Consider the following 19177-nt stretch of genomic DNA (forward strand, 5'->3'; position numbering starts at 1 on the left):
CCCGCCACGACGGGCGCCCGAGTTTCTGAACCTGCCGTGCCTGGAGAAGGGCGGGCGATGAGCGCCATTGAAAAGGCCATCAGTCAGGCCATGGTGGCCTCCCTGAGTATTCCGGTATTTCATGTCACCGTGAAGGTTAAACCCGAAGCTCTGATGCGCGCTGCCAAAGCGCACAAAGTGTCGCTGACTGTGGCTATCGCCAAGGCCGCGTCCCAGGCGTTGACCAAGCATCCTCTGGTGAATGCCGCTTATCAGCCGACAGACAAAATCGTGGAGCGTGCCCAGCATGATATTGGCATCGCCGCGACGACGGAAGACGGCGGGCTGGTGGTTCCGGTGTTGCGCGCGGTGGAGGGCAAGGACCTGGCGCAACTCCAGAGTGAATGGACGCCGCTGGTGGAAAAAGCGCGTAAGCGGCGTTTGAGTCCTCCCGAATATACGCACCCCACCTTCACCATTTCGAATATGGGGATGTATGGCATCAGCCAGTTTGATGCCATTGTCACGCCGGGGACGGCCGCCATTATTGCCATTGCCGGTAATAGTCCGGAAGGCATGCCCATTACCATCACGGCAGATCATCGGGTGGTCAATGGTGCCGAAGCAGCACTCTTTCTGAAAGATCTCAAAAAAGCCATTGAACATCCGGAAGGCTGGCTAGGGGCCGCTGCCTCGCCCATTCCCGAAGGCGATTATGATGTTCAGGTGCTGGTCATTGGCGCCGGACCGGGCGGCGAGGATTGCGCCCGGGAACTCGTAGAAAACGGTGTCAAGGTAGCCATGGTCAATAATGCCCCCTATCCCGGCGGAGAATGCCTGTGGCGCGGTTGCATTCCTTCCAAAGCCTGGCGTGCTGCAGCGGACCGGATTCGTGATCGGGAACATGATGCCGCCATGGGGCTGCAAATGGGTACGCCGAAGCTGGACTGGGCGCAACTGGAAAAACATCGTCGGGGCATCTTGCAGGCACGCGGAGAAATGGCCCTGAAAACCGACCAAGGCATGAAAATTCAGGTACTCGAAGGCACGGCGCGGTTTACCGGTGAGCACAGCGTCGAAATCAGCGGTAAAGACGCGCGCAGTTTGCGTTTTGGGGCCTGTGTCATTGCTACCGGCGCTCCCGCCTTTGTGCCGCCTATTAACGGCGTTCAGGAAGCCTTGAAAAGTGGTGCGGCAGTCACCTCGGATACTGTTTGGGATCTGGCCCAACCCCCCAAGCGGCTTTGCGTCATTGGCGCGGGTGCTATTGGTATGGAAATGGCGCAGATGTTCCATGATTTCGGCGCCGAAGTGCTGGTCCTGGAGGCGCTGCCGCGACCGGTGGCGGAAATGGAAAAGGAAGTTTCCGAGCAGTTGATGAAGGCGCTGGCGCACAACAGCCCGCGTCTGCAGGTTCTGACTGACGTCAAAGTGCAGGAAGTTACCGGTAAGCCTGGAGCTCTGGATATCCGTTATCAGCTTGGTGAAGAAGTCACTCATCATGCCTGTGATCTTCTGCTGGTGGCTACCGGCAAACGTCCTGATACCGGCGCGCTGAATTTGTCCTCAGCAGGCGTGACTCTTGCTGAGCGGGGCGCGATTGCGGCGAGCAGCACCGGTCAGACCAGCGTGGCGCATATTTATGCGGTAGGTGATGTGGTGGGTGGTTACATGCTGGCGCACACGGCGGGTCAGCAGGGTCGGGTAGCCGCTGCCAACCTGCTGGGTCATGCGGCTCAATATGATGCCGCCAAAGATAGTGGTGTGACATTTACCCGGCCACAGTGCGCCTTCGTTGGTCTGTCCATGGAGCAGGCCAAGGCTGCAGGCATGGATGTGACTGAGGTCAAGGTGCCCATGAGTATTGATGCCAAGGCCATGATGACCGGTGAAACCGATGGCCTCATCAAAATGGTGGCCGACAAGGTCAGCCACCGCATTGTCGGTGTGCATTTCCTTGCCGATCACGCTGATTTGCTGGTGGGCGAGGCCGTCATGATGGTCAGTGCCGGGTTGACACTGGAACAGGTGGCTGAGGCTATTCATCCGCATCCCACCCAGACTGAGTTGTTCGGAGAAATGGCCAGACGTTTGCTGTCGCGCTTGCGGCGCTCGGCACGGGCAGCAGGCTGACAAGTTGGCTAAGCCGGATGTTGAGGAATCGCAGCCAGCAGTAGGTATCAGTGGGATGCGCGCACGCATCCTGCGCTTTTATGAAAGATTCCTCGACCTCATCGTGGTGGTGCTGATATTTGTCATGCTGATCACCTTGCTGGCCTCCGTGGTGGGGGTGGTCTGGGACGTGTACGCAACCATCCTGTCCTTTCGGGAAGAAGCGGCCATTCAGGGCCTGGTGGCTGATGTGCTGTCGGTATTTGTGCTCATTGAACTATTCCGGACGTTTACCGATTACCTGGAGTTTCACCGCATTCGCTTGCGGGTGCTGTCGGAAGTGGCTATTGTTTTTGTCTTGCGGGAATTGTTTATCGGCCTTTATGCCCATCGTCTCGGACCCATGGATCTGATCGCAACGGCAGTGCTTCTTGCGGTGCTGGTCGGTGCCCGGGTTGTCGCTGTTCAGTACGCTCCGAAGAACCCCGAAAGAGACTGAGACGGCCATATCCGTCCCGAAAATTGTCCGGGCAACTTGACGCTGCCCCGAAAAAGCGAGCAAAATGGTCGGGTATTCACTGAACAACGCGCTGCAGCGCATGGAGTTATGCACAATGAGCACAGCAACTGAAACAATGACCAATCTGGATTCCATTCCTCCGGTAATGACCCTGACGCAAAACGCGGCGGATAAAATTACTTCTTTGATAGAAGAGGAAGGCTCTGAAGACCTCAAGCTGCGAGTTTTTGTGACAGGCGGCGGTTGTTCCGGTTTTCAGTACGGTTTTACCTTTGACGAGAATATGAATGAGGGTGATACGGAAGTGCATCAGTTTGGTGTCAGCCTCCTGATTGATCCCATGAGTTACCAATATCTGGTTGGTGCTGAAATTGATTACAGCGAAGGCCTGGAAGGCGCCCAGTTCGTGATCAAGAACCCGAATGCGACCACCACCTGTGGTTGCGGATCTTCTTTCTCTGCCTGAATTTGCAGAGATAAGAATTTCTCCAAGGGAGGCTCATGGCCTCCCTTTTATTTTTCCAGCGCGTTATGATGATACTCAGGCTTTTGCTGTCCTGATCAGGACAGTAACTGTGCGTGGGTAGTTGCCCCGTGACAGTTGGATTCATTACTGACCAGAATAACAAGGAGTTCGGCATGGCGGATACGAACGTGGCTCCCGGTCTGGAAGGCGTGGCGGCAACGCACTCCAGTATTTCTCACATAGATGGTGTGGCAGGCTTGCTGAGTTATCGTGGTTACGCTATTGATGATCTGGTAGCCCATAGTAGTTTTGAAGAGGTGGCCCTGCTTTTGCTGGACGGCGCACTTCCGGATGGTGCAGATCTCAAAGCTTTTGATGAGGGGCTGCGCAGTCATCGGCAAGTCAAATACAACGTCCGGGAAATCATGAAATTCATGCCGGTAACCGGGCATCCCATGGATATGCTGCATTGTGCCGTGGCGAGTCTGGGGATGTTTTATCCGCAGCAAGAGCTGTCCGATGCCGAGCGCGAAAACACTCCGCATCTGGATGCCATGGCAATGCGCATCATCGCCCGGATGCCCACCATCGTCGCCATGTGGGAGCAGATGCGTTTCGGCAATGATCCCATCGTGCCGCGTACTGATCTGAATCATGCCGCCAATTTTCTGTATATGATTTCCGGTAAGGAGCCTAATCCGGCACTGGCGAAAATCCTCGACACCTGTCTGATTCTTCACGCCGAACATACCATCAATGCCAGTACCTTTGCAGTGCTGGTCACCGGTTCTACGCTTACCAATCCCTACCATGTGATTGGCAGTGCGATTGGTACGCTGGCGGGCCCCTTGCACGGCGGTGCCAATCAGAAGGTGGTTGAGATGCTGGAGGAAATTGGCAGTGTGGCCAAGGTGGGTGTCTATCTGGACGCCAAAATGGCCAATAAGGAAAAAATCTGGGGCTTTGGTCACCGGGTGTATAAAACCCGCGATCCTCGTGCGGCCATTTTGAAAGAAATGATGGAAAAACTGGCCAGCAATGGGCATTTGCGGCATAGCCAGCTTTTTGAGATTGCCATTGAGGTCGAAAAGCAGGCGACTGATCGCCTCGGCCCCAAGGGAATTCATGCCAATGTCGATTTTTACTCTGGTGTTCTTTATCACGAAATGGGAATCAAGGCCGATTTGTTTACGCCCATATTTGCCATGGCGCGCTCGGCAGGTTGGCTGGCACACTGGCGGGAACAGCTGGCAGACAACCGGATATTTCGGCCCACCCAGGTTTACAATGGTGCAAGCCCAAGGGCTTATGTAGCGCTGGACAAAAGGAATCAGGCACAGGCATGACAGAAGTTTTACAAAATATTCCCTTCCTCGCTACGGAACGTACCGAGGCCTTGCTGGATATTGAGCGGCATTTGATTGCCGGTCAATCGGCCATTGAACGCTGGTTTCGAGGCCAGTTTCAAAAAACCCCGGCGCCCTTTTACGCGTCCGTCGATTTGCGCAACTCCGGGTTCAAGTTGGCACCGGTGGATACCAATCTGTTTTCGGCAGGCTTCAATAATCTGAATCCTGAATTTTCATCGCTCTATGTATCGGCCATTCAGCACCATCTGAATCAGTATCATCCGGGCCTGGAGCGCGTGCTACTCATTCCTGAAAATCATACCCGCAACCTGTTTTATCTGGAAAATGTGGCCAGATTGCGAGAGCTTCTGGAAATGTCCGGACTTGAAGTACGGGTGGGTTCGCTCTTACTGGAAGAGCGCACCGCTTATGATTTACCTTCTGGTAATTCCCTGCTTTTGGAGCCTATTTTTCGTGAAGCCGGACGCTTAAAGGCGGCAGGATTTGATCCCCAGCTGATTTTGCTCAATAACGATCTTTCTGGCGGCGTACCGGAAATTTTGGAGAATCTCGAACAGCCCATATCACCGCCTCTGGCAGCGGGCTGGCGCTCGCGGCGGAAGTCCCAGCACTTTGCCCATTATCGTGCCGCCGCGCATGAACTGGCGGAAGTGATTGATATCGACTCCTGGTTGATTGATCCGTTTTTCCGGCGTTGTCAGGGTATTGATTTCATGCGTGCCGAAGGTCGTGATTGCCTGGTCGCCAATGTAGATGCGGTTCTGGAACTGACCCGCGAGCGCTACGCCCATTATGGTATTACCCAGCGTCCGTTTGTGATTGTCAAAGCCGATGCGGGCACCTATGGCATGGGTATCATGACGGCTTACTCCGGTGAAGAGTTCATGGATCTCAATCGCAAGGAACGCACGCGCATGGCTAAAAGTAAGGAAGGCCTGCCAGTGAGTGACGTTTTTATTCAGGAAGGGGTGTATACCTTTGAGCAGACTGCCGAGGAAGCGGTGGCTGAGCCGGTGGTCTATATGGTGGGTCAGCAGGTGCTGGGCGGCTTTTACCGGGTGCATACCGGGCGAGGTCGCGATGAAAACCTGAATGCCCCCGGTGCGCATTTTGAGCCCATGGCCTTTGGTGAGCCTTGCGTACTGCCTTGCCGGAAGTCGCCGCCCGATGCTCCGGTAAACCGTTACTATGCCTATGGCGTCATTGCCCGCCTGACCCTGGTGGCGGCGGCCCGGGAAATGGCCGATTGGCGTCGGCAGCAAATCCGGAGTATCGAGTGATGACCCAGTTGAAAGCAGCCATTCTTATGGATCCCATAGCTGGGATCAAACCCGCCAAAGACAGCACTTTCGCCATGCTCCTGGCGGCGCAGGCACGGGGGCACCAGTGCTGGGTTTTTGGCCTGCCGGATTTGTTTATGCGCGATGGCAAGGTCTGGGCACGCCTGCGGGCGGTGACGGTGCAGGATGAAAGTACCGACTTTGCGACGCTGGCTGCCGTTGAAGAGCGGCCCTTGGCAGATATGGACGTGGTGCTGATGCGCAAGGATCCTCCGGTCGATCTGGAATATCTGACCGCCTGCTATCTGCTGGAACACGCCGGAACCTGGGTGGTGAACAACCCGGTGAGCCTGCGTAATGCCAATGAAAAATTATATGCCTTGCATTTCCCCGAGTTTCTCCCGCCTTTTCTGGTCAGTCGTGATCTGGGTGACCTGCGCGCTTTTCTGGCCGCGCATGGCGAGGTGGTAGTCAAACCCCTTTCTGCGCGCGGCGGCGAAGGGGTGTTTTACTTGCATCAGCAGGACCGCAATGTGGGCAGCATCCTCGAAACCGTGACGGCCTGGGGGCAGCATTATGTCATGGCCCAGCGCTATATTCCGGCCATACGTGAAGGGGACAAGCGCATTATTCTGGTGGACGGCGTGGCGGTGCCTGGCGCCATGTTGCGGGTGCCTTCTGAAAAAGACTTTCGCGGAAATCTGGTAGCAGGGGCTACGGCCGTAGCCGCCGAGCTGAGTGCGCGGGATCAGGATATTTGTGCGGCAATAGGGCCAGCTCTCCGTGCTGCAGGATTGCTTTTTGTCGGACTGGATGTGATTGGCGGCTTTGTGACCGAAATCAACGTCACCAGTCCCACCGGGGCGCGGGAGATTCGTCGCTTTTTTGCTGTGGATGCCGCCGAGCTGCTTTGGCAACGTCTGGAACAAGGACAGTAATGGCTGAGCTGGCACAGTCGGGAATACAATCTGCCGTTTTTCATCGAAAACCCGTATGATAGGCAGTATGACGAATTTCTCTTCACTTAAAAATCATCTGCTCATTGCCATGCCGGCGCTTCATGACGGTATTTTTGACCGAACGGTGATTGTGGTTTGCGAGCATGGCCCCGACGGTGCCATGGGCGTGGTCATCAATCGTCTTGTGGATATCAATCTGTCCGAAGCCCTCAAGGCCGTAGATATCCAGCCTTCCGAAGAAATGATTCATCGCCCGGTGTATTGGGGTGGACCGGTGCAGCCGCAACACGGCTTTATTTTGCATTCGCCCAAGGGTGAATGGCTTTCCAGTCTGGAGCTGAACGAGGACCTGGCATTGACCAGCTCTCCCGATATTTTGCAAGCCATTGCCCAGCATGAGGAACCCCAGCGTTATCTGTTGGCTTTGGGATATGCCGGTTGGGGCGCACAGCAACTGGAAGAAGAGCTGAAAGAAAATTCCTGGTTGCACGGTCCGCTGGATATGCAGGTCATGTTTGAGTTGCCCGCCAGTGAACGCTGGCAGGCCGCCGCGCGCTCGCTCGGTGTGGATATGCGCCTGCTCAGCGGTGCTGCGGGCCATGCCTGAGGGCTCCGGGCCGCTTCTGGGGGTTGATTTTGGCGAAAGACGTATTGGTATTGCCATATTGGGCGAATCCGGATGGGCGCCGCAGGGTGTAGCTACCCTGCGCAATGGCGAGAGTGGCCCGGATTGGGAGAGCTTCGCACGCATCCTCAAGGACTGGCAACCGCGCGCGGTAGTTCTGGGTTTGCCCCTGAACATGGACGGTAGTGAAGGCTTGATGGTGCGCCGGGTGCGCAATTTTGCTAGGAGTCTGCAGCGCCGTTTCCCCCTGCCGGTGCATTGGGTGGACGAACGCCTCAGTAGCCACGCGGCCGAATGGATGCTGAAAGAACGGGCGCTTTCCGCAAAGCAGCGCGCCGGGCTTTTGGATCAGGCCGCTGCCTGTGAAATTCTCCAGACTTTTCAGGATGTCGGAGCCATGCAATGAATGCAGACTGGGATGTGACAACACTGCTGGAAGGAATGGTTCGGGATTTGCGCCCGCGTGTGGACCCGGAGCAGACCGCCATGATTGGTATATTTACGGGTGGTGTCTGGATAGCCCAGGCGCTGCACCGCGCTTTGGGGCTGAAAACGGCGCTGGGGCAGCTGGATATTTCTTTTTATCGGGATGATTTCAGTCAGATTGGTCTGCACCCGCAGGTGCGGGCGTCGGATATTCCCTTTGCTGTGGATGGTCGCTCCATCATTCTGGTGGATGACGTGCTCTATACGGGGCGTACCATCCGCGCTGCCATGAACGAAATATTTGATTATGGCCGACCGGCAAACATTCTCCTGGCCGTACTGGTCGATCGCGGTGGGCACGAAGTCCCGGTGGCGGCCGACATTGCTGCCCTGCGCCTCAACGCTGCGGCGGGTGGACAAATCAAACTCCGGGGCCCCGATCCGCTGCGTCTGGAATTGCTGACATCGCCAAGGACGGCTTCATGAGCCTTTCCACTTTCCGTTTTGGTGATGGTAATCCTCAATATGACGCCCAGGGTCGCCTCCGCCATCTGCTCAATACCGAAGGGCTGCGTGAACCCGAAATGCTGCAGATTCTGGATACGGCCGAATCCTTCCTCAGCATCGCTCAGCGGAGCGTCAAAAAAACCCCGACGCTCCGGGGCAAAACCATCGTCAACCTGTTTTTTGAGAACAGCACGCGCACGCGTAGCACCTTTGAGCTGGCCGCCAAGCGCCTCTCTGCAGATGTTTTGAATATTGCGGTCAGTACCAGCAGTGCCAGTAAGGGCGAATCCCTGATCGACACGGTGGATAATCTCATGGCCATGCAGGTGGATGGTTTTGTGATTCGCCATCCGGAAGCCGGAGCCGCTCATCTGATCGCCCGGCATCTGGGAGACTCGGCGCTGGTGATCAATGCAGGTGATGGCCAGCATGCCCATCCGACCCAGGCCTTGCTGGACGTATTCACGATTCGGCGTCTGGCCGGACCCATTGAAGACCGGGTCGTGGCTATTGTTGGTGATGTCCTGCATTCGCGGGTGGCGCGTTCGCAGATTCATGCCTTGTCGATTCTCGGTTGCCCGGAAATCCGGGTCATCGGACCGCAAACCCTGGTTCCCAAAGAACTCTCCGCGCTGGGGGTGCATGTGTACCACGACTTGCAGGCGGGATTACGGGGTGTCGATGTCATTTGTGCCCTGCGATTGCAGAAGGAACGTATGGAATCCCATCGTCTGCCTAGTCTGGATGAATTTCATCGCCGCTTTGGCCTGACTCCGGAGCGCTTACAGTGGGCGCAGCCTGATGCGCTGGTCCTGCATCCGGGACCCATGAATCGTGGCGTCGAAATTGCGTCGGAAGTGGCGGACGGTCATCAGGCTGTGATTTTGCAACAGGTTGCACACGGTCTCGCAGTGCGTATGGCGGTATTGACGCTCCTGGCGGGTGCTGCGGGCGGAGGCGAAAACCATGCATAGAATCATCCGCAATGTCCGCGTTATGGACCCCAGCGATGGTTTTGATGCGGTAACCGACCTGGCTATCGTCGCTGGAAAAATCGCTATACGCGGTGCTATTGCTGAAGATTTTCAGGCGGAAGAAATTCTGGACGGTACAGGGCTGGTAGCTTGTCCGGGGCTCATCGAAAGCAGTCTACAGGCGCATAGTCCCGGTCATGGACGCGATGGTGATCTGGCCAGCGAGTTGCAGGCCGCAGTGGCGGGTGGCGTGACTCAGGTCGTGTTGCGCCCGGATACCCAGCCCGTTGCCGATACCCCTGCCGTCCTCCAGGAGCAGCAACTGCTGGCTGAAAAACTGGCCTTGGCGCGGGTGCAGGTCAGCGCTGCCCTGACAACGGGTTTGCAGGGGCAAGCCTTAAGTGAAATGACGGCACTTTTGGACGCAGGGGCGCGAGTATTCAGTCAGGCCAAGCAGCCTATCCGTAGCGCTGCCCTGCTGCGTCTGGCCCTGAGCTACGCGGCTGATTTCGGACTGCCTGTAATGCTCCACCCGGAAGACTCCGAACTGGCTGCTCACGGCGTGATGAACGAAAGCGGATTGAGCATGCGGCTGGGCCTTCCAGGGCGCACGGCCGTGGCTGAACAGGTGGGCATCCAGCGGGATATAGCCATTGCGGCACTGAGCGGCTGTCCCCTGTTTTTTCCCCATCTCAGTACGGGTGCAGCTATTGCTGCGGTAAAAGCCGCCCGGCAGCGTGGCGAGGCGGTGCACTGTGGGGTCAGCATCCACCACCTGCTGCTCAGTGAGCAGGACGTGGGGTTTTTCAACGTCCATGCCAAAGTGTTGCCGCCGCTGCGCTCTTTGGCAGAACGGGATGCCCTGCGCCGAGCCGTGGCCGGGGGCGATGTCACAGCCATCAGCAGCGATCATAGTCCCTGGGGGGTAGACCGCGAGAGCATGACCTTTATCCAGGCCCCCTTCGGCATCAGTGCGGTGGAGTGGTTGTTACCGCTGACTTTGCGTTTGGTGGACGATGGCTTGCTGAGTTTAATGGCTGCGCTGCAATTACTCAGCACCGGTCCTGCTCAGGCGCTGGGCTTGCCGGTGCCTTCTCTGCAAGTCGGCAGTGCGGCGGATTTGTGCCTGTTTGATCCGGAAGCGGCATTTACCCTCAATCCCGCATCCGGAGCCAGCCGGGGCCGCAACCTGCCCTATGCGCAATGGGATTTGCGTGGGCGGGTGCGCTATACCCTGGTGGAGGGGCGGGTGGTGTTTCGGGCGTGAATTATAAACCCATTGCCCATGCCGCACAGGATGAAGATTGGTTCGGTGGTTTACAGGCGCGCCTCGATAACACCGACAGTCGGGCGGAGTTGGCAGAGTCTCTGGAGGCGGACCCGCCTGCGGCACTGGCCGTTAATTTCCGTAGTGCTGCTGAAAAATTCCGCCTTATTGAGGACGAAGATAGCGCACCCATTATTGTGCGTTACCTCGGTAGTGACGGACAGGATGACAGCATCGATAAGTGGCTGGACACCCTGCGCAAAGAAGGTCCGCAGCACTGGCTGATGCGGAAACTGCAACGCTACACCTTCAATCTGCATCGCTCGCAAGCCATGCAACTGCTTGGGCAAGGCGATATCGAAGAAATTATGCCAGGGCTCTTCGTGCAGTTGAGCGATTGGCTTTACGACGAGCAGATTGGATTGCTGCCTGAGGGTAAACCGATGCAGGCAGGCCATCTCATCACCTGAGGCGCTGCAGCGCGTTGCCATTTGCTCTTCGGCACAGGGCGCTCTAAGATGACCATCGATAGTGGTCATATGGAGTGGGTCATGAACATTAACGCCTCCGAATTCAAAGCTAAATGTCTGAAACTGATGGATGAAGTCGCTACAACACACGAGCCTTTGGTTATCAGCAAGCGTGGCAAACCATTGGTCAAATTGGTTCCTATCGTCGATGAAACGCCAAAAAGCATGTTTGGTTATATGAAGGGCACCGTCACGATCCATGAAGATATCCTCGCCCCTCTGGACGAGCTGTGGTCAGCGGAAAATAGCGATGAAGATGATCTCTACACCAGCTTGCGACCCGGCGAAGGCAAAAAATGAGCGATGCTTTAATACTCGATACGCACGCCTGGGTCTGGTACGCAGAAGGCAGCAAGGGGCAATTACCATCTGCCGTACTGGCTGCCATTGACCAGGCGAGACTAGGTAACCGCCTCCATGTTTCCTCCATCAGCGTGTGGGAGATAGGAATGCTTTGCGCCAAAGAAAAATCAGCCTTTCGGTGACTGGATACGACGCGCCCTGGATTTTCCGGGTTTGCGCCTGCTGCCGCTCGACGCAGAAACAGCATTGGAGAGCACCCAGCTCCCCGACGGTCCGCACGGAGATCCAGCCGACCGGTTCCTCATTGCAGCGGCGCGCATTCATGGTCTGCGTCTAGTCACGGCTGACCGCAAAATCAGAGAGTACGGTAAGGTCGGTAACGTTCAAATACTGGCCATCTGACATGGAGGAGAAGCACTTGAAAACCTTTTGTCTGGAACTCTCTGGCCCTTCTTCACCCGCCCGGAAATGAAGGTGGAAACGGTGAGCTACAACGTGATGGCTCCGTCCGTCGCCTGCGCCTGGATGTGTCAGGATTTCCTTGATGTGCGTGCCTTACGGGGTTTATATGTGTTTCGGCACGATTCTCAATTGGGAAATGCGTCAGCATATACTCTGTTTGAGCGCATTCATGTAACACGTACCGCCGATGTCCCGCGCAGCTTTGCCGGTTACGAAGTATTCGTGAATGACGCAGAAGTGCCATCAGGGGTTACGCTGCTTCGTAAAATATGAGGAGGAAGCCCCATGTCCGAACTCCACTTTGTCGTTGAAGAAGCTCCGGAAGGTGGCTTTATAGCCAGCGCTGTTGGTATGGACATTTTTACCGAGGCTGATGACCTGCCCGCTTTACATGCTCAGGTGCGGGATGCAGTTGCACTGCCATTTTGAGGACGCGCTCCATTCATTGGATAATATCGCCCGACTAATAAGTCGGGCGTGGATTGAAACATTTGGTTCTGGGTGCCCGACACCAGATTGGATGGCTCTAGTTTGTCGTAAATGATCCAGGGTATCCTGCACGGAGGTAACCCGATCGGTATCACTCCGAGAGTGTATGCCCATAAATTTGATTTTTTTATGTTATTTTCACGCGACTTAAGCGTATTAAGGTTTCGCATAAGTTTTCGGTCCATTGGACTTCAGACCCCATTCATGTTGTGTCGTATTTTATGTATACTTAGTCATACATTGAGCATGGAGGTGCATCATGTCGTCTGTATTGACTATCAGAGTGCCAGAAGCCGTTCAGCATGATTTGGAATCGTTGGCGGAAATGACCGGACGTAGCCGGTCCTGGTTGGCTATGGAGGCTATCAAAGAGTACCTGGAAAGGGAGCAATGGCAGGTATCCCAGATTCATGCTGGGCTTGCAGAAGCTGATGCCGGAGATTTTGCCACCACAGAGGAAGTTGCGGCTGTGTTCGACAAATGGGCTTCGCGTGCAGATTAAGTTTGTTCGGAAAGCGTTGCGTGACCTTGATGATGAAGCGGCCTATATCGCTACCTACAGCCCACAGGCCGCGCAGCAATTCATGGCTGCAGTACACCAGTGCACAGGCCTGTTAGGCACCTATCCGGCCATGGGCAGGCCTGGGCGGGTTTCTGGAACCAGGGAATTAGTGATGACGGATCACCCGTACATTCTCCCTTATCGGGTGCGAGATGATGCCGTGGAAATATTACGGGTATTTCACAGCAGGCAAAAACTTCCGCGTAGGTGGTCAGGTTCCGATTGAAAAGATGAAGCCGAGTGCCACTTTTTTCACCTTGGCGCTTTCCCTATCCATGTCATGGTCTTGTCGGCATTGCTCACAGGGTGTCCCACTGGTTGGTCGCGACCAATTGATACCGCTGAAGTCTAATTTTTACTACTCCTCGTCATCCTTCTTCCGGAAACTCTCCTCTGCCGCATCCATTTCGTCGGCAGCACTGCGTTCAGGGGTTTCTTCTTCAGTATTTTCTTCGACGGGCTGAGGTATGCGGATACGCCCTGCGAAGAACAAGCCCAATTCGAAGAGCATGTACATGGGGATGAGGAGCAGCACCATAGACATGACATCGGGGGGGCTGAGGATAGCTGAGGCGATGGCGCACACTAAAAACGCATAGCGCCGACTCCGCCGTAACGTCGCAACCTTGAGAATGCCGATGCGTACCAGCACGACAATCAAAATAGGAATTTGAAAGGCCAGGCCAAAGGCCAGGGAAAACTTGACGATCAGGGACAGATAACTATCCACTTTCGGCATGGCGGTGATATCTGAACCAGAAAAACTGGTAAAAAAACGAAACGCATTGGGAAACACCACAAAATAGGCAAAGAGCATTCCGCCTATAAACAGAAAAATCGAAGCGAAAATGAGGGGGAAAAATGCCTTGCGTTCATGTTCATATAAGCCCGGAGCCAGAAAAGCCCAGAATTGATAAAGCACTACGGGCAGTGCCAGCACAAATCCTGAAATCAGGGACAACTGAATATAGGTGAGAAATACTTCGGGAAGGCTGGTGTAAATCAGGTGACTGCCTTTGGGCAGAACCGCAATCAGGGGGGCAGCAAGAATATTATAAATGGTTTTGGAAAAGGGATAGGAAACGAGAAAACCAACAAAAATGGCGATGACGGAAACCAGTACCCGGCGACGCAGTTCCAGCAGATGACCAATAAAAGTGTTTTCCGCCAGTTTCTCCATGGTTAAACAATTTCCTCAGGCGGAATACAAAAAAAAATGTGTGTGCAACCATCCAGACCGTACGGAGGGATAGAAGGCATACCGGGAAAAGTGAAAATAACTACTCCATCAGCAGTAGGGAACGGCCATCAATGCAGGCGATCTTCCGGGCCAGGCAGGTCATCTGAATGTATGGCCGTTGGCACGACATCAATATCGAGTTCCGTTTGCCTTGGCCCGCTTTCTTGTGGAGGGGATGCTTCGGAGGCAAGCTCATTGGCACGGGTTTCCCGAAGCGACGCAGAGGCTGTTATGTCACCCGGTAGAATTTCTTCGTTGGCATAATCCCGCAATTTGTCTGCTTCTTTACGCAAATCATCCAGCAATAGCTGCTGCTCTACTTCAGAACGCAGACCAGTCATGGTACGGCGCATGGCACCGTACCACTTGCCTGCAGTTCGAGCCATTTCAGGCATTTTTTCCGGGCCGACAACCAGCAGAACAATAATGCCCAGAAGTGCCAGTTCGCCAAAGCTGAAATCAAACATGCGAGATCAACGATTAACGGTTTCGTGCTCTTTACTGGGCTGAACGCTGGCATCAATGGTATGACCGATGCTCGCATCCTTTTTCTCTTCTTCCTCTTCCTTGACGGCAGAACGGAAGCTTTTGATTGCAGAGCCCAGATCCGAGCCGACATTGCGCAGTTTTGCGGTGCCGAACAGGGCTACAACAATCAATAAAATAATAACCAAATGCCAGATACTAAAAGCGCCCATCACTGCTCTCCTTGCCCCGAAAGGGCTATGCGCTACAACCTAACTCTTTGACCATAGAAAAAAAATTCTGTTGCGTCAAGCCAGCGGACGCCGTGCAGCTTTTTCATCCAGGCCGGAAATTCCTTCGCGTTTCGCCAGTTCAGCGAGGACATCATCTATATGCAAATCCTGTTCCTCTAGAGCCACCATCAGGTGAAACAGCAGGTCGGCAGCTTCGGCAATTATCGGTTTTTTCTCATGATTTTTGCAGGCCAACACAAATTCAGTGGCTTCTTCGCCCACTTTTTTCAGGATCCGGTCCTGGCCGCCATGGAGCAGTTGCGCGACGTAGGACTGGCCGGGATCAGCCTGCCGACGTTGATGCAAAGTGCTCTGCAGGCTGTCGAGAATGCTGCCTGGGGGCGGAGTCTGGTGCTGCCAGCCCTCGGCACCGGGCGCTCCCTGAAAAAAGCAGGTGGCCTCGCCGGTATGGCAGGCAGGCCCTTCCTGGATAACCCGCATCAGTAGCGTGTCACCGTCACAATCCAGGCGCAGATCGACAAGATGCTGAAAATGGCCGGAGCTTTCGCCCTTGCGCCAGAGGGCCTGCCGGGAACGTGACCAGTAGGTGCCCATCCCGTCCTGCAAAGTGGCTGTTAAGGCTTCGGCATTCATCCAGGCGAGCATCAGGACCCGACCGCTGCGGGCATCCTGGGCAATGGCCGGAACCAGTCCATCGGAATTCCAGCGTACGGCTGCCAGGAGAGCGTTGTACTGGTTATCACCCATGCCGCATAATCCCCCGAAGTATGTGTCTTTATTGATTACGCAATATGCCTGATGCTGGATGCACACCCGGCGTTTTCAGATGCTTTCCCGCACGGGAATACCGGCTTTGACCATTTCGGCTTTGACTTCGGCAATGCGAAACTGCCCAAAATGAAAGACACTGGCGGCCAGTACGGCGTCGGCATGACCCTGCACAATGCCTTCGGCAAAATGTTCAATGGCACCGACGCCACCCGAAGCGATGACCGGAACCGGAACCGCATCACTGACGGCGCGGGTCAGCTCCAGATCAAATCCCACACCGGTTCCGTCCCGATCCATACTGGTCAGCAGGATTTCTCCGGCGCCATAGTCCGCCATCTGTTGCGCCCAGGTGATGGCATTAAGACCCGTGGAATGACGGCCCCCATGGGTAAACACCTCCCAGTGGTCATCGACGCGTTTGGCATCAATAGCGACCACGATGCAGGAGTTGCCAAAACGCCGGGCGGCCGCACGCACCAGTTCTGGTTCCTTGACGGCCGCACTATTGATGCTGACTTTGTCCGCACCTGCCAGCAGCAGGGTGCGGATATCTTCGACGCTGCGCACCCCGCCACCGACGGTCAGGGGGATGAATACCTGAGCAGCAACTGCCGAAACCACCTCTGCCAGGGTGCCCCTTTGTTCATAACTGGCTGAAATATCGAGAAAAGTCAGCTCGTCGGCGCCTTCGTCGTTGTAGCGCTTGGCAACTTCTACCGGGTCACCGGCATCGCGCAGGGCGACGAACTGGACGCCTTTGACGACGCGGCCATGGTCAATATCCAGACAGGGAATGATGCGCCTTGAAAGCATTTCCCTAAGCCTCGGCCTGGGCGCGGGCACTGGCAAAGTCCAGTGTTCCCTCATAAATCGCCCGGCCGGTGATGGCCCCCATTACTCCGTCGTCTTCGTGGTCTTTGAGAGCCAGCACCTGGGCGAGGTCGGCAATGCCTCCCGAGGCGATGACCGGGACCGGGACGGCCTGCGCCAGTGCTACCGTGGCGGGTATATTGGGTCCACTCAACATGCCGTCGCGGCTGATATCGGTGTAAATAATGGCTTCGATGCCATCAGCGGCAAAATGTTGGGCAAGATCCACGGGGTCGTGGCGGGAAAGCTTGGACCAGCCTTCGGTGGCTACCTTACCATCCCGGGCGTCAATGCCGACCATGATGTGGCCGGGGAAGCTGACGGCTGCATCGCGGACGAAGCCCGGTGCCTTGACTGCCTGGGTGCCGATAATGACATAGCGTACCCCCGCCTGGATGTAGGTTTCAATTTGTTCTTCGCTGCGGATGCCACCGCCAACCTGAATTTCCAGGTCTGGAAAGCGTTCGCAAATGGCAGCGATGGCTTTGGCATTGACCGGCTCACCCTGTACGGCGCCATCCAGATCAACAATATGCAGACGTTTTGCGCCACCATCTACCCAGCGCTGGGCGGTGGCCACGGGATCATCAGAAAAAATGGTATGGTCTTCCATTCGTCCCTGGCGCAAGCGCACACAACTGCCGCCTTTAAGGTCGATGGCCGGAATCAACAGCATGACAACATCCTCCGTAAAAAATTTTTCAGCAAGATCAGCTTAGATGGCACATTGGGAGCCGCAGTCTCCATCCCAGGCAAGAAAATTGCCGAGCAGGCGTAGGCCGGCGCTGCCACTTTTTTCCGGGTGACATTGCATGGCAAAAAGGTTGTCCGCCGCGACTGCTGCGCAGAAGGGAAAAGCGTAATCGCTGAAAGCCGCCAGGATTTCCGGTGCAGAAGGCTCCACGTAATAGGAATGCACAAAATAAAATTGGGCATTTTGAGGAACGCCAGCGAACAGCGGGTGATCCACCAGTTGATGCAACTCATTCCAGCCCATATGCGGGATTTTCAGACGACGACCATCGGCACAGTGCAGGACTTCTTCGGGAAAGGGGATGACGCGGCCCGGCAGGATGCCAAGACCCGCATGTTCGCCATGTTCTTCACTACTATCCATCAGCATCTGCATGCCCAGACAGATGCCCAGAAAAGGGCGGGTCTGGGCAGCCACCCGGACAAAATCGCTGAGTTCGCGCGCTTCCAATGCCGCCATACAATCCCCGAAGGCACCAACACCGGGGAAAATAATGCGATCCGTAGTGGCCAGTTCACTTACCTGATCACTGACAACGGCTTTACCGCCCAGGTATTCCACGGCCTTGGCTACGGAATAGAGGTTTCCCATCCCGTAATCAATAATGCCCACCCTGGTGCCGTTCATAGGCTCAGGGTTCCTTTGGTACTGGGGATATTACCGGCCATGCGGGGGTCGGGGCTGACCGCCATGCGCAGGGCGCGACCACAGGCCTTGAACAGGGTTTCGGCAATGTGGTGGGTATTACGGCCGCGCAAGGTATCCAGATGCAGGGTGAGCATGGCGTGGTTGACGAATCCCTGAAAAAACTCATAGAAAAGGTCCACATCAAAGCCGCCGACCTGGGCACGCGGGAATTCTACGGCAAACACCAAGCCCGGGCGGCCGGAAAGGTCCACAACCACCCGTGACAGGGCTTCGTCCAGAGGCACATAAGCGTGTCCATAGCGCTGGATGCCGGATTTGTCTCCCACTGCCTGGGCGAAAGCCTGACCCAGAGTGATGCCGATGTCCTCGACCGTATGATGGGCATCAATGTCGAGATCGCCCTGAGCCTGAATGCTCAGATCAAAAAGCCCGTGACGCACAATCTGATGAATCATGTGGTCGAGAAAAGGCAGGCCAGTATGCAGATCTGCCTGTCCCGAGCCATCCAGATTGATCTGGACGCGAATCTGGGTTTCAAGGGTGTTTCTTTCGACTTCAGCTTGGCGAGGCTTCACAGTAATGACTCCAGTACGGAGAGAAAACGGCTGTTTTCGGCAGGTTTGCCGACACTTACCCGCAGATAGTCGCCGAGACGGGGGTGGCCTGTAAAGGCTTTGATCAATATCCCAGCGTTTTTCAGGCCTGAATAGACTTGCGCCGCTTTCCCGGGTGTGTGAAAAAGCAGGAAGTTGGCAGCGCTGGGCCAGACTGGCAGATTCATGGCAGCAATGGCCTTGAACATTTTGTCTCGTTCGGCGCGCAGAATATCCGCCTGTTCATTGAGTACGGTGCTGTGCTGGAGGTAAAAGGCGGCACTGCGCTGGGTCAATATATTGATATTGTAGGGCAGACGTAATTTGTCCAGTTCCTGAATCCAGGCGGATGGCCCTGCCAGCATGCCGAGGCGGAGTCCTGCCAGACCTTCTTTGGAAAGCGTACGCAACAACAGCAGGTTGGGATATTGTCCGAGTCGCCCGGCAAAAGTGGTTTGACTGAAGGCATGATAGGCTTCATCCACAACCACCAGACCAGGAGCTGCCTGGATAATGGCCACCAAGTCGGCTTCCGGGAACAGGCTGCCGCTGGGGTTGTTGGGCCAGTCGAGAAACACGATGGCGGGCTGGTGTTCGGTGATAGCCCGGAGCATGGCGGGCAAATCCAGCCGAAATTCCGCATCCAGGGGCACGCCGACGAAGGGCAGTCCCAGTTGCTCGGCGAGCAGGCGATACATGACGAAACTGGGATCAACCGCCATGATCGGCCGTCCTGTTCCTGCCACGGCGG

The 19177-nt window shown here is 55.6% G+C and carries 28 protein-coding genes; 19 read left to right on the forward strand and 9 right to left on the reverse strand.

Going from position 1 to position 19177, the window contains the following annotated elements:
* The 19 genes from HAP95_RS11290 to HAP95_RS11380 form a co-directional block, all read left to right on the forward strand.
* On the forward strand, positions 1–2112 hold a 2112-nt coding region (locus HAP95_RS11290), incomplete at its 5' end, for a dihydrolipoyl dehydrogenase family protein (RefSeq protein ID WP_215884308.1).
* Between the two features lie 4 nt (positions 2113–2116).
* On the forward strand, positions 2117–2590 hold the full coding sequence (locus tag HAP95_RS11295) for a phosphate-starvation-inducible PsiE family protein (protein ID WP_215884309.1): 474 nt from the start codon (positions 2117–2119) through the stop codon (positions 2588–2590).
* A 115-nt stretch (positions 2591–2705) separates the two neighbouring features.
* Complete coding sequence (gene erpA, locus HAP95_RS11300; RefSeq protein WP_010640694.1) at positions 2706–3077, forward strand: iron-sulfur cluster insertion protein ErpA; 372 nt, start codon at positions 2706–2708, stop codon at positions 3075–3077.
* Between the two features lie 173 nt (positions 3078–3250).
* Positions 3251–4423: a citrate synthase gene (locus tag HAP95_RS11305; protein ID WP_215884310.1), complete on the forward strand. Its 1173-nt coding sequence runs from the start codon at positions 3251–3253 to the stop codon at positions 4421–4423.
* Complete coding sequence (gshA, locus tag HAP95_RS11310; protein WP_215884311.1) at positions 4420–5727, forward strand: glutamate--cysteine ligase; 1308 nt, start codon at positions 4420–4422, stop codon at positions 5725–5727. The genes HAP95_RS11305 and gshA overlap by 4 nt, the downstream gene beginning before the upstream one ends.
* Entirely contained in the window at positions 5727–6665 is a 939-nt protein-coding gene (gshB, locus tag HAP95_RS11315; RefSeq protein ID WP_215884312.1) for a glutathione synthase, read from the forward strand. Before gshA ends, gshB begins: the two co-directional genes overlap by 1 nt.
* A 67-nt stretch (positions 6666–6732) precedes the next feature.
* Complete coding sequence (locus HAP95_RS11320; protein ID WP_215884313.1) at positions 6733–7293, forward strand: YqgE/AlgH family protein; 561 nt, start codon at positions 6733–6735, stop codon at positions 7291–7293.
* The gene (gene ruvX / locus HAP95_RS11325) at positions 7286–7717 is read left to right on the forward strand and encodes a Holliday junction resolvase RuvX (RefSeq protein ID WP_215884314.1); all 432 of its coding nucleotides are present in this window, start codon (positions 7286–7288) and stop codon (positions 7715–7717) included. The genes HAP95_RS11320 and ruvX overlap by 8 nt, the downstream gene beginning before the upstream one ends.
* Positions 7714–8223 carry a bifunctional pyr operon transcriptional regulator/uracil phosphoribosyltransferase PyrR gene (gene pyrR / locus HAP95_RS11330; protein ID WP_215884315.1) on the forward strand — a complete coding sequence of 170 codons (510 nt, stop codon included), beginning with the start codon at positions 7714–7716 and terminating at the stop codon, positions 8221–8223. Before ruvX ends, pyrR begins: the two co-directional genes overlap by 4 nt.
* Positions 8220–9218 (forward strand): aspartate carbamoyltransferase catalytic subunit, encoded by a 999-nt coding sequence (locus tag HAP95_RS11335; protein ID WP_024893458.1) that lies wholly within the window; start codon positions 8220–8222, stop codon positions 9216–9218. The genes pyrR and HAP95_RS11335 overlap by 4 nt, the downstream gene beginning before the upstream one ends.
* Positions 9211–10485, forward strand: coding sequence for a dihydroorotase (locus HAP95_RS11340; protein WP_215884316.1), 1275 nt, complete (start codon positions 9211–9213; stop codon positions 10483–10485). Before HAP95_RS11335 ends, HAP95_RS11340 begins: the two co-directional genes overlap by 8 nt.
* Complete coding sequence (locus tag HAP95_RS11345; protein WP_215884317.1) at positions 10482–10955, forward strand: hypothetical protein; 474 nt, start codon at positions 10482–10484, stop codon at positions 10953–10955. The genes HAP95_RS11340 and HAP95_RS11345 overlap by 4 nt, the downstream gene beginning before the upstream one ends.
* 81 nt (positions 10956–11036) lie before the next feature.
* Positions 11037–11315: a type II toxin-antitoxin system Phd/YefM family antitoxin gene (locus HAP95_RS11350; protein ID WP_215884318.1), complete on the forward strand. Its 279-nt coding sequence runs from the start codon at positions 11037–11039 to the stop codon at positions 11313–11315.
* On the forward strand, positions 11312–11500 hold the full coding sequence (locus HAP95_RS11355; RefSeq protein WP_215884319.1) for a type II toxin-antitoxin system VapC family toxin: 189 nt from the start codon (positions 11312–11314) through the stop codon (positions 11498–11500). The genes HAP95_RS11350 and HAP95_RS11355 overlap by 4 nt, the downstream gene beginning before the upstream one ends.
* A gap of 16 nt (positions 11501–11516) precedes the next feature.
* Positions 11517–11720, forward strand: a complete 204-nt coding sequence (locus HAP95_RS17520) for a PIN domain-containing protein (protein WP_226832741.1) — start codon at positions 11517–11519, stop codon at positions 11718–11720.
* 81 nt (positions 11721–11801) lie between these two features.
* Complete coding sequence (locus tag HAP95_RS11365) at positions 11802–12053, forward strand: hypothetical protein (RefSeq protein ID WP_215884321.1); 252 nt, start codon at positions 11802–11804, stop codon at positions 12051–12053.
* Positions 12054–12065: 12 nt separating this feature from the next.
* A complete protein-coding gene (locus tag HAP95_RS11370; RefSeq protein WP_215884322.1) occupies positions 12066–12209 on the forward strand; it encodes a hypothetical protein in 144 nt (47 codons plus the stop codon).
* A 319-nt stretch (positions 12210–12528) separates the two neighbouring features.
* A complete protein-coding gene (locus HAP95_RS11375) occupies positions 12529–12771 on the forward strand; it encodes a CopG family ribbon-helix-helix protein (RefSeq protein WP_215884323.1) in 243 nt (80 codons plus the stop codon).
* Complete coding sequence (locus HAP95_RS11380) at positions 12761–13057, forward strand: type II toxin-antitoxin system RelE/ParE family toxin (protein ID WP_215884324.1); 297 nt, start codon at positions 12761–12763, stop codon at positions 13055–13057. The genes HAP95_RS11375 and HAP95_RS11380 overlap by 11 nt, the downstream gene beginning before the upstream one ends.
* Positions 13058–13189: 132 nt before the next feature.
* On the opposite strand, the gene tatC is transcribed toward HAP95_RS11380, so the two are convergent.
* The 9 genes from tatC to HAP95_RS11425 form a co-directional block, all read right to left on the reverse strand.
* On the reverse strand, positions 13190–14011 hold the full coding sequence (gene tatC / locus HAP95_RS11385; protein WP_215884325.1) for a twin-arginine translocase subunit TatC: 822 nt from the start codon (positions 14009–14011) through the stop codon (positions 13190–13192).
* 128 nt (positions 14012–14139) lie between these two features.
* Entirely contained in the window at positions 14140–14538 is a 399-nt protein-coding gene (gene tatB, locus HAP95_RS11390; RefSeq protein WP_215884326.1) for a Sec-independent protein translocase protein TatB, read from the reverse strand.
* Between the two features lie 6 nt (positions 14539–14544).
* Positions 14545–14769, reverse strand: a complete 225-nt coding sequence (gene tatA / locus HAP95_RS11395; RefSeq protein ID WP_193651180.1) for a Sec-independent protein translocase subunit TatA — start codon at positions 14767–14769, stop codon at positions 14545–14547.
* 75 nt (positions 14770–14844) lie between these two features.
* A complete protein-coding gene (gene hisIE / locus HAP95_RS11400; RefSeq protein WP_215884327.1) occupies positions 14845–15537 on the reverse strand; it encodes a bifunctional phosphoribosyl-AMP cyclohydrolase/phosphoribosyl-ATP diphosphatase HisIE in 693 nt (230 codons plus the stop codon).
* A 75-nt stretch (positions 15538–15612) separates the two neighbouring features.
* Entirely contained in the window at positions 15613–16374 is a 762-nt protein-coding gene (hisF, locus tag HAP95_RS11405) for an imidazole glycerol phosphate synthase subunit HisF (protein WP_215884328.1), read from the reverse strand.
* A gap of 4 nt (positions 16375–16378) precedes the next feature.
* A complete protein-coding gene (gene hisA / locus HAP95_RS11410) occupies positions 16379–17107 on the reverse strand; it encodes a 1-(5-phosphoribosyl)-5-[(5-phosphoribosylamino)methylideneamino]imidazole-4-carboxamide isomerase (RefSeq protein WP_215884329.1) in 729 nt (242 codons plus the stop codon).
* 39 nt (positions 17108–17146) lie between these two features.
* Positions 17147–17812: an imidazole glycerol phosphate synthase subunit HisH gene (hisH, locus tag HAP95_RS11415; RefSeq protein WP_215884330.1), complete on the reverse strand. Its 666-nt coding sequence runs from the start codon at positions 17810–17812 to the stop codon at positions 17147–17149.
* On the reverse strand, positions 17809–18408 hold the full coding sequence (gene hisB, locus HAP95_RS11420; RefSeq protein ID WP_215884331.1) for an imidazoleglycerol-phosphate dehydratase HisB: 600 nt from the start codon (positions 18406–18408) through the stop codon (positions 17809–17811). The genes hisH and hisB overlap by 4 nt, the downstream gene beginning before the upstream one ends.
* Positions 18405–19177, reverse strand: a 773-nt coding sequence (locus HAP95_RS11425) for a pyridoxal phosphate-dependent aminotransferase (protein ID WP_215884332.1), incomplete at its 5' end; no start/stop codon positions are given. The genes hisB and HAP95_RS11425, both read right to left, overlap by 4 nt.

It is taken from the genome of Acidithiobacillus sulfurivorans, assembly GCF_018853815.1.
GTDB lineage: Bacteria > Pseudomonadota > Gammaproteobacteria > Acidithiobacillales > Acidithiobacillaceae > Acidithiobacillus > Acidithiobacillus sulfurivorans.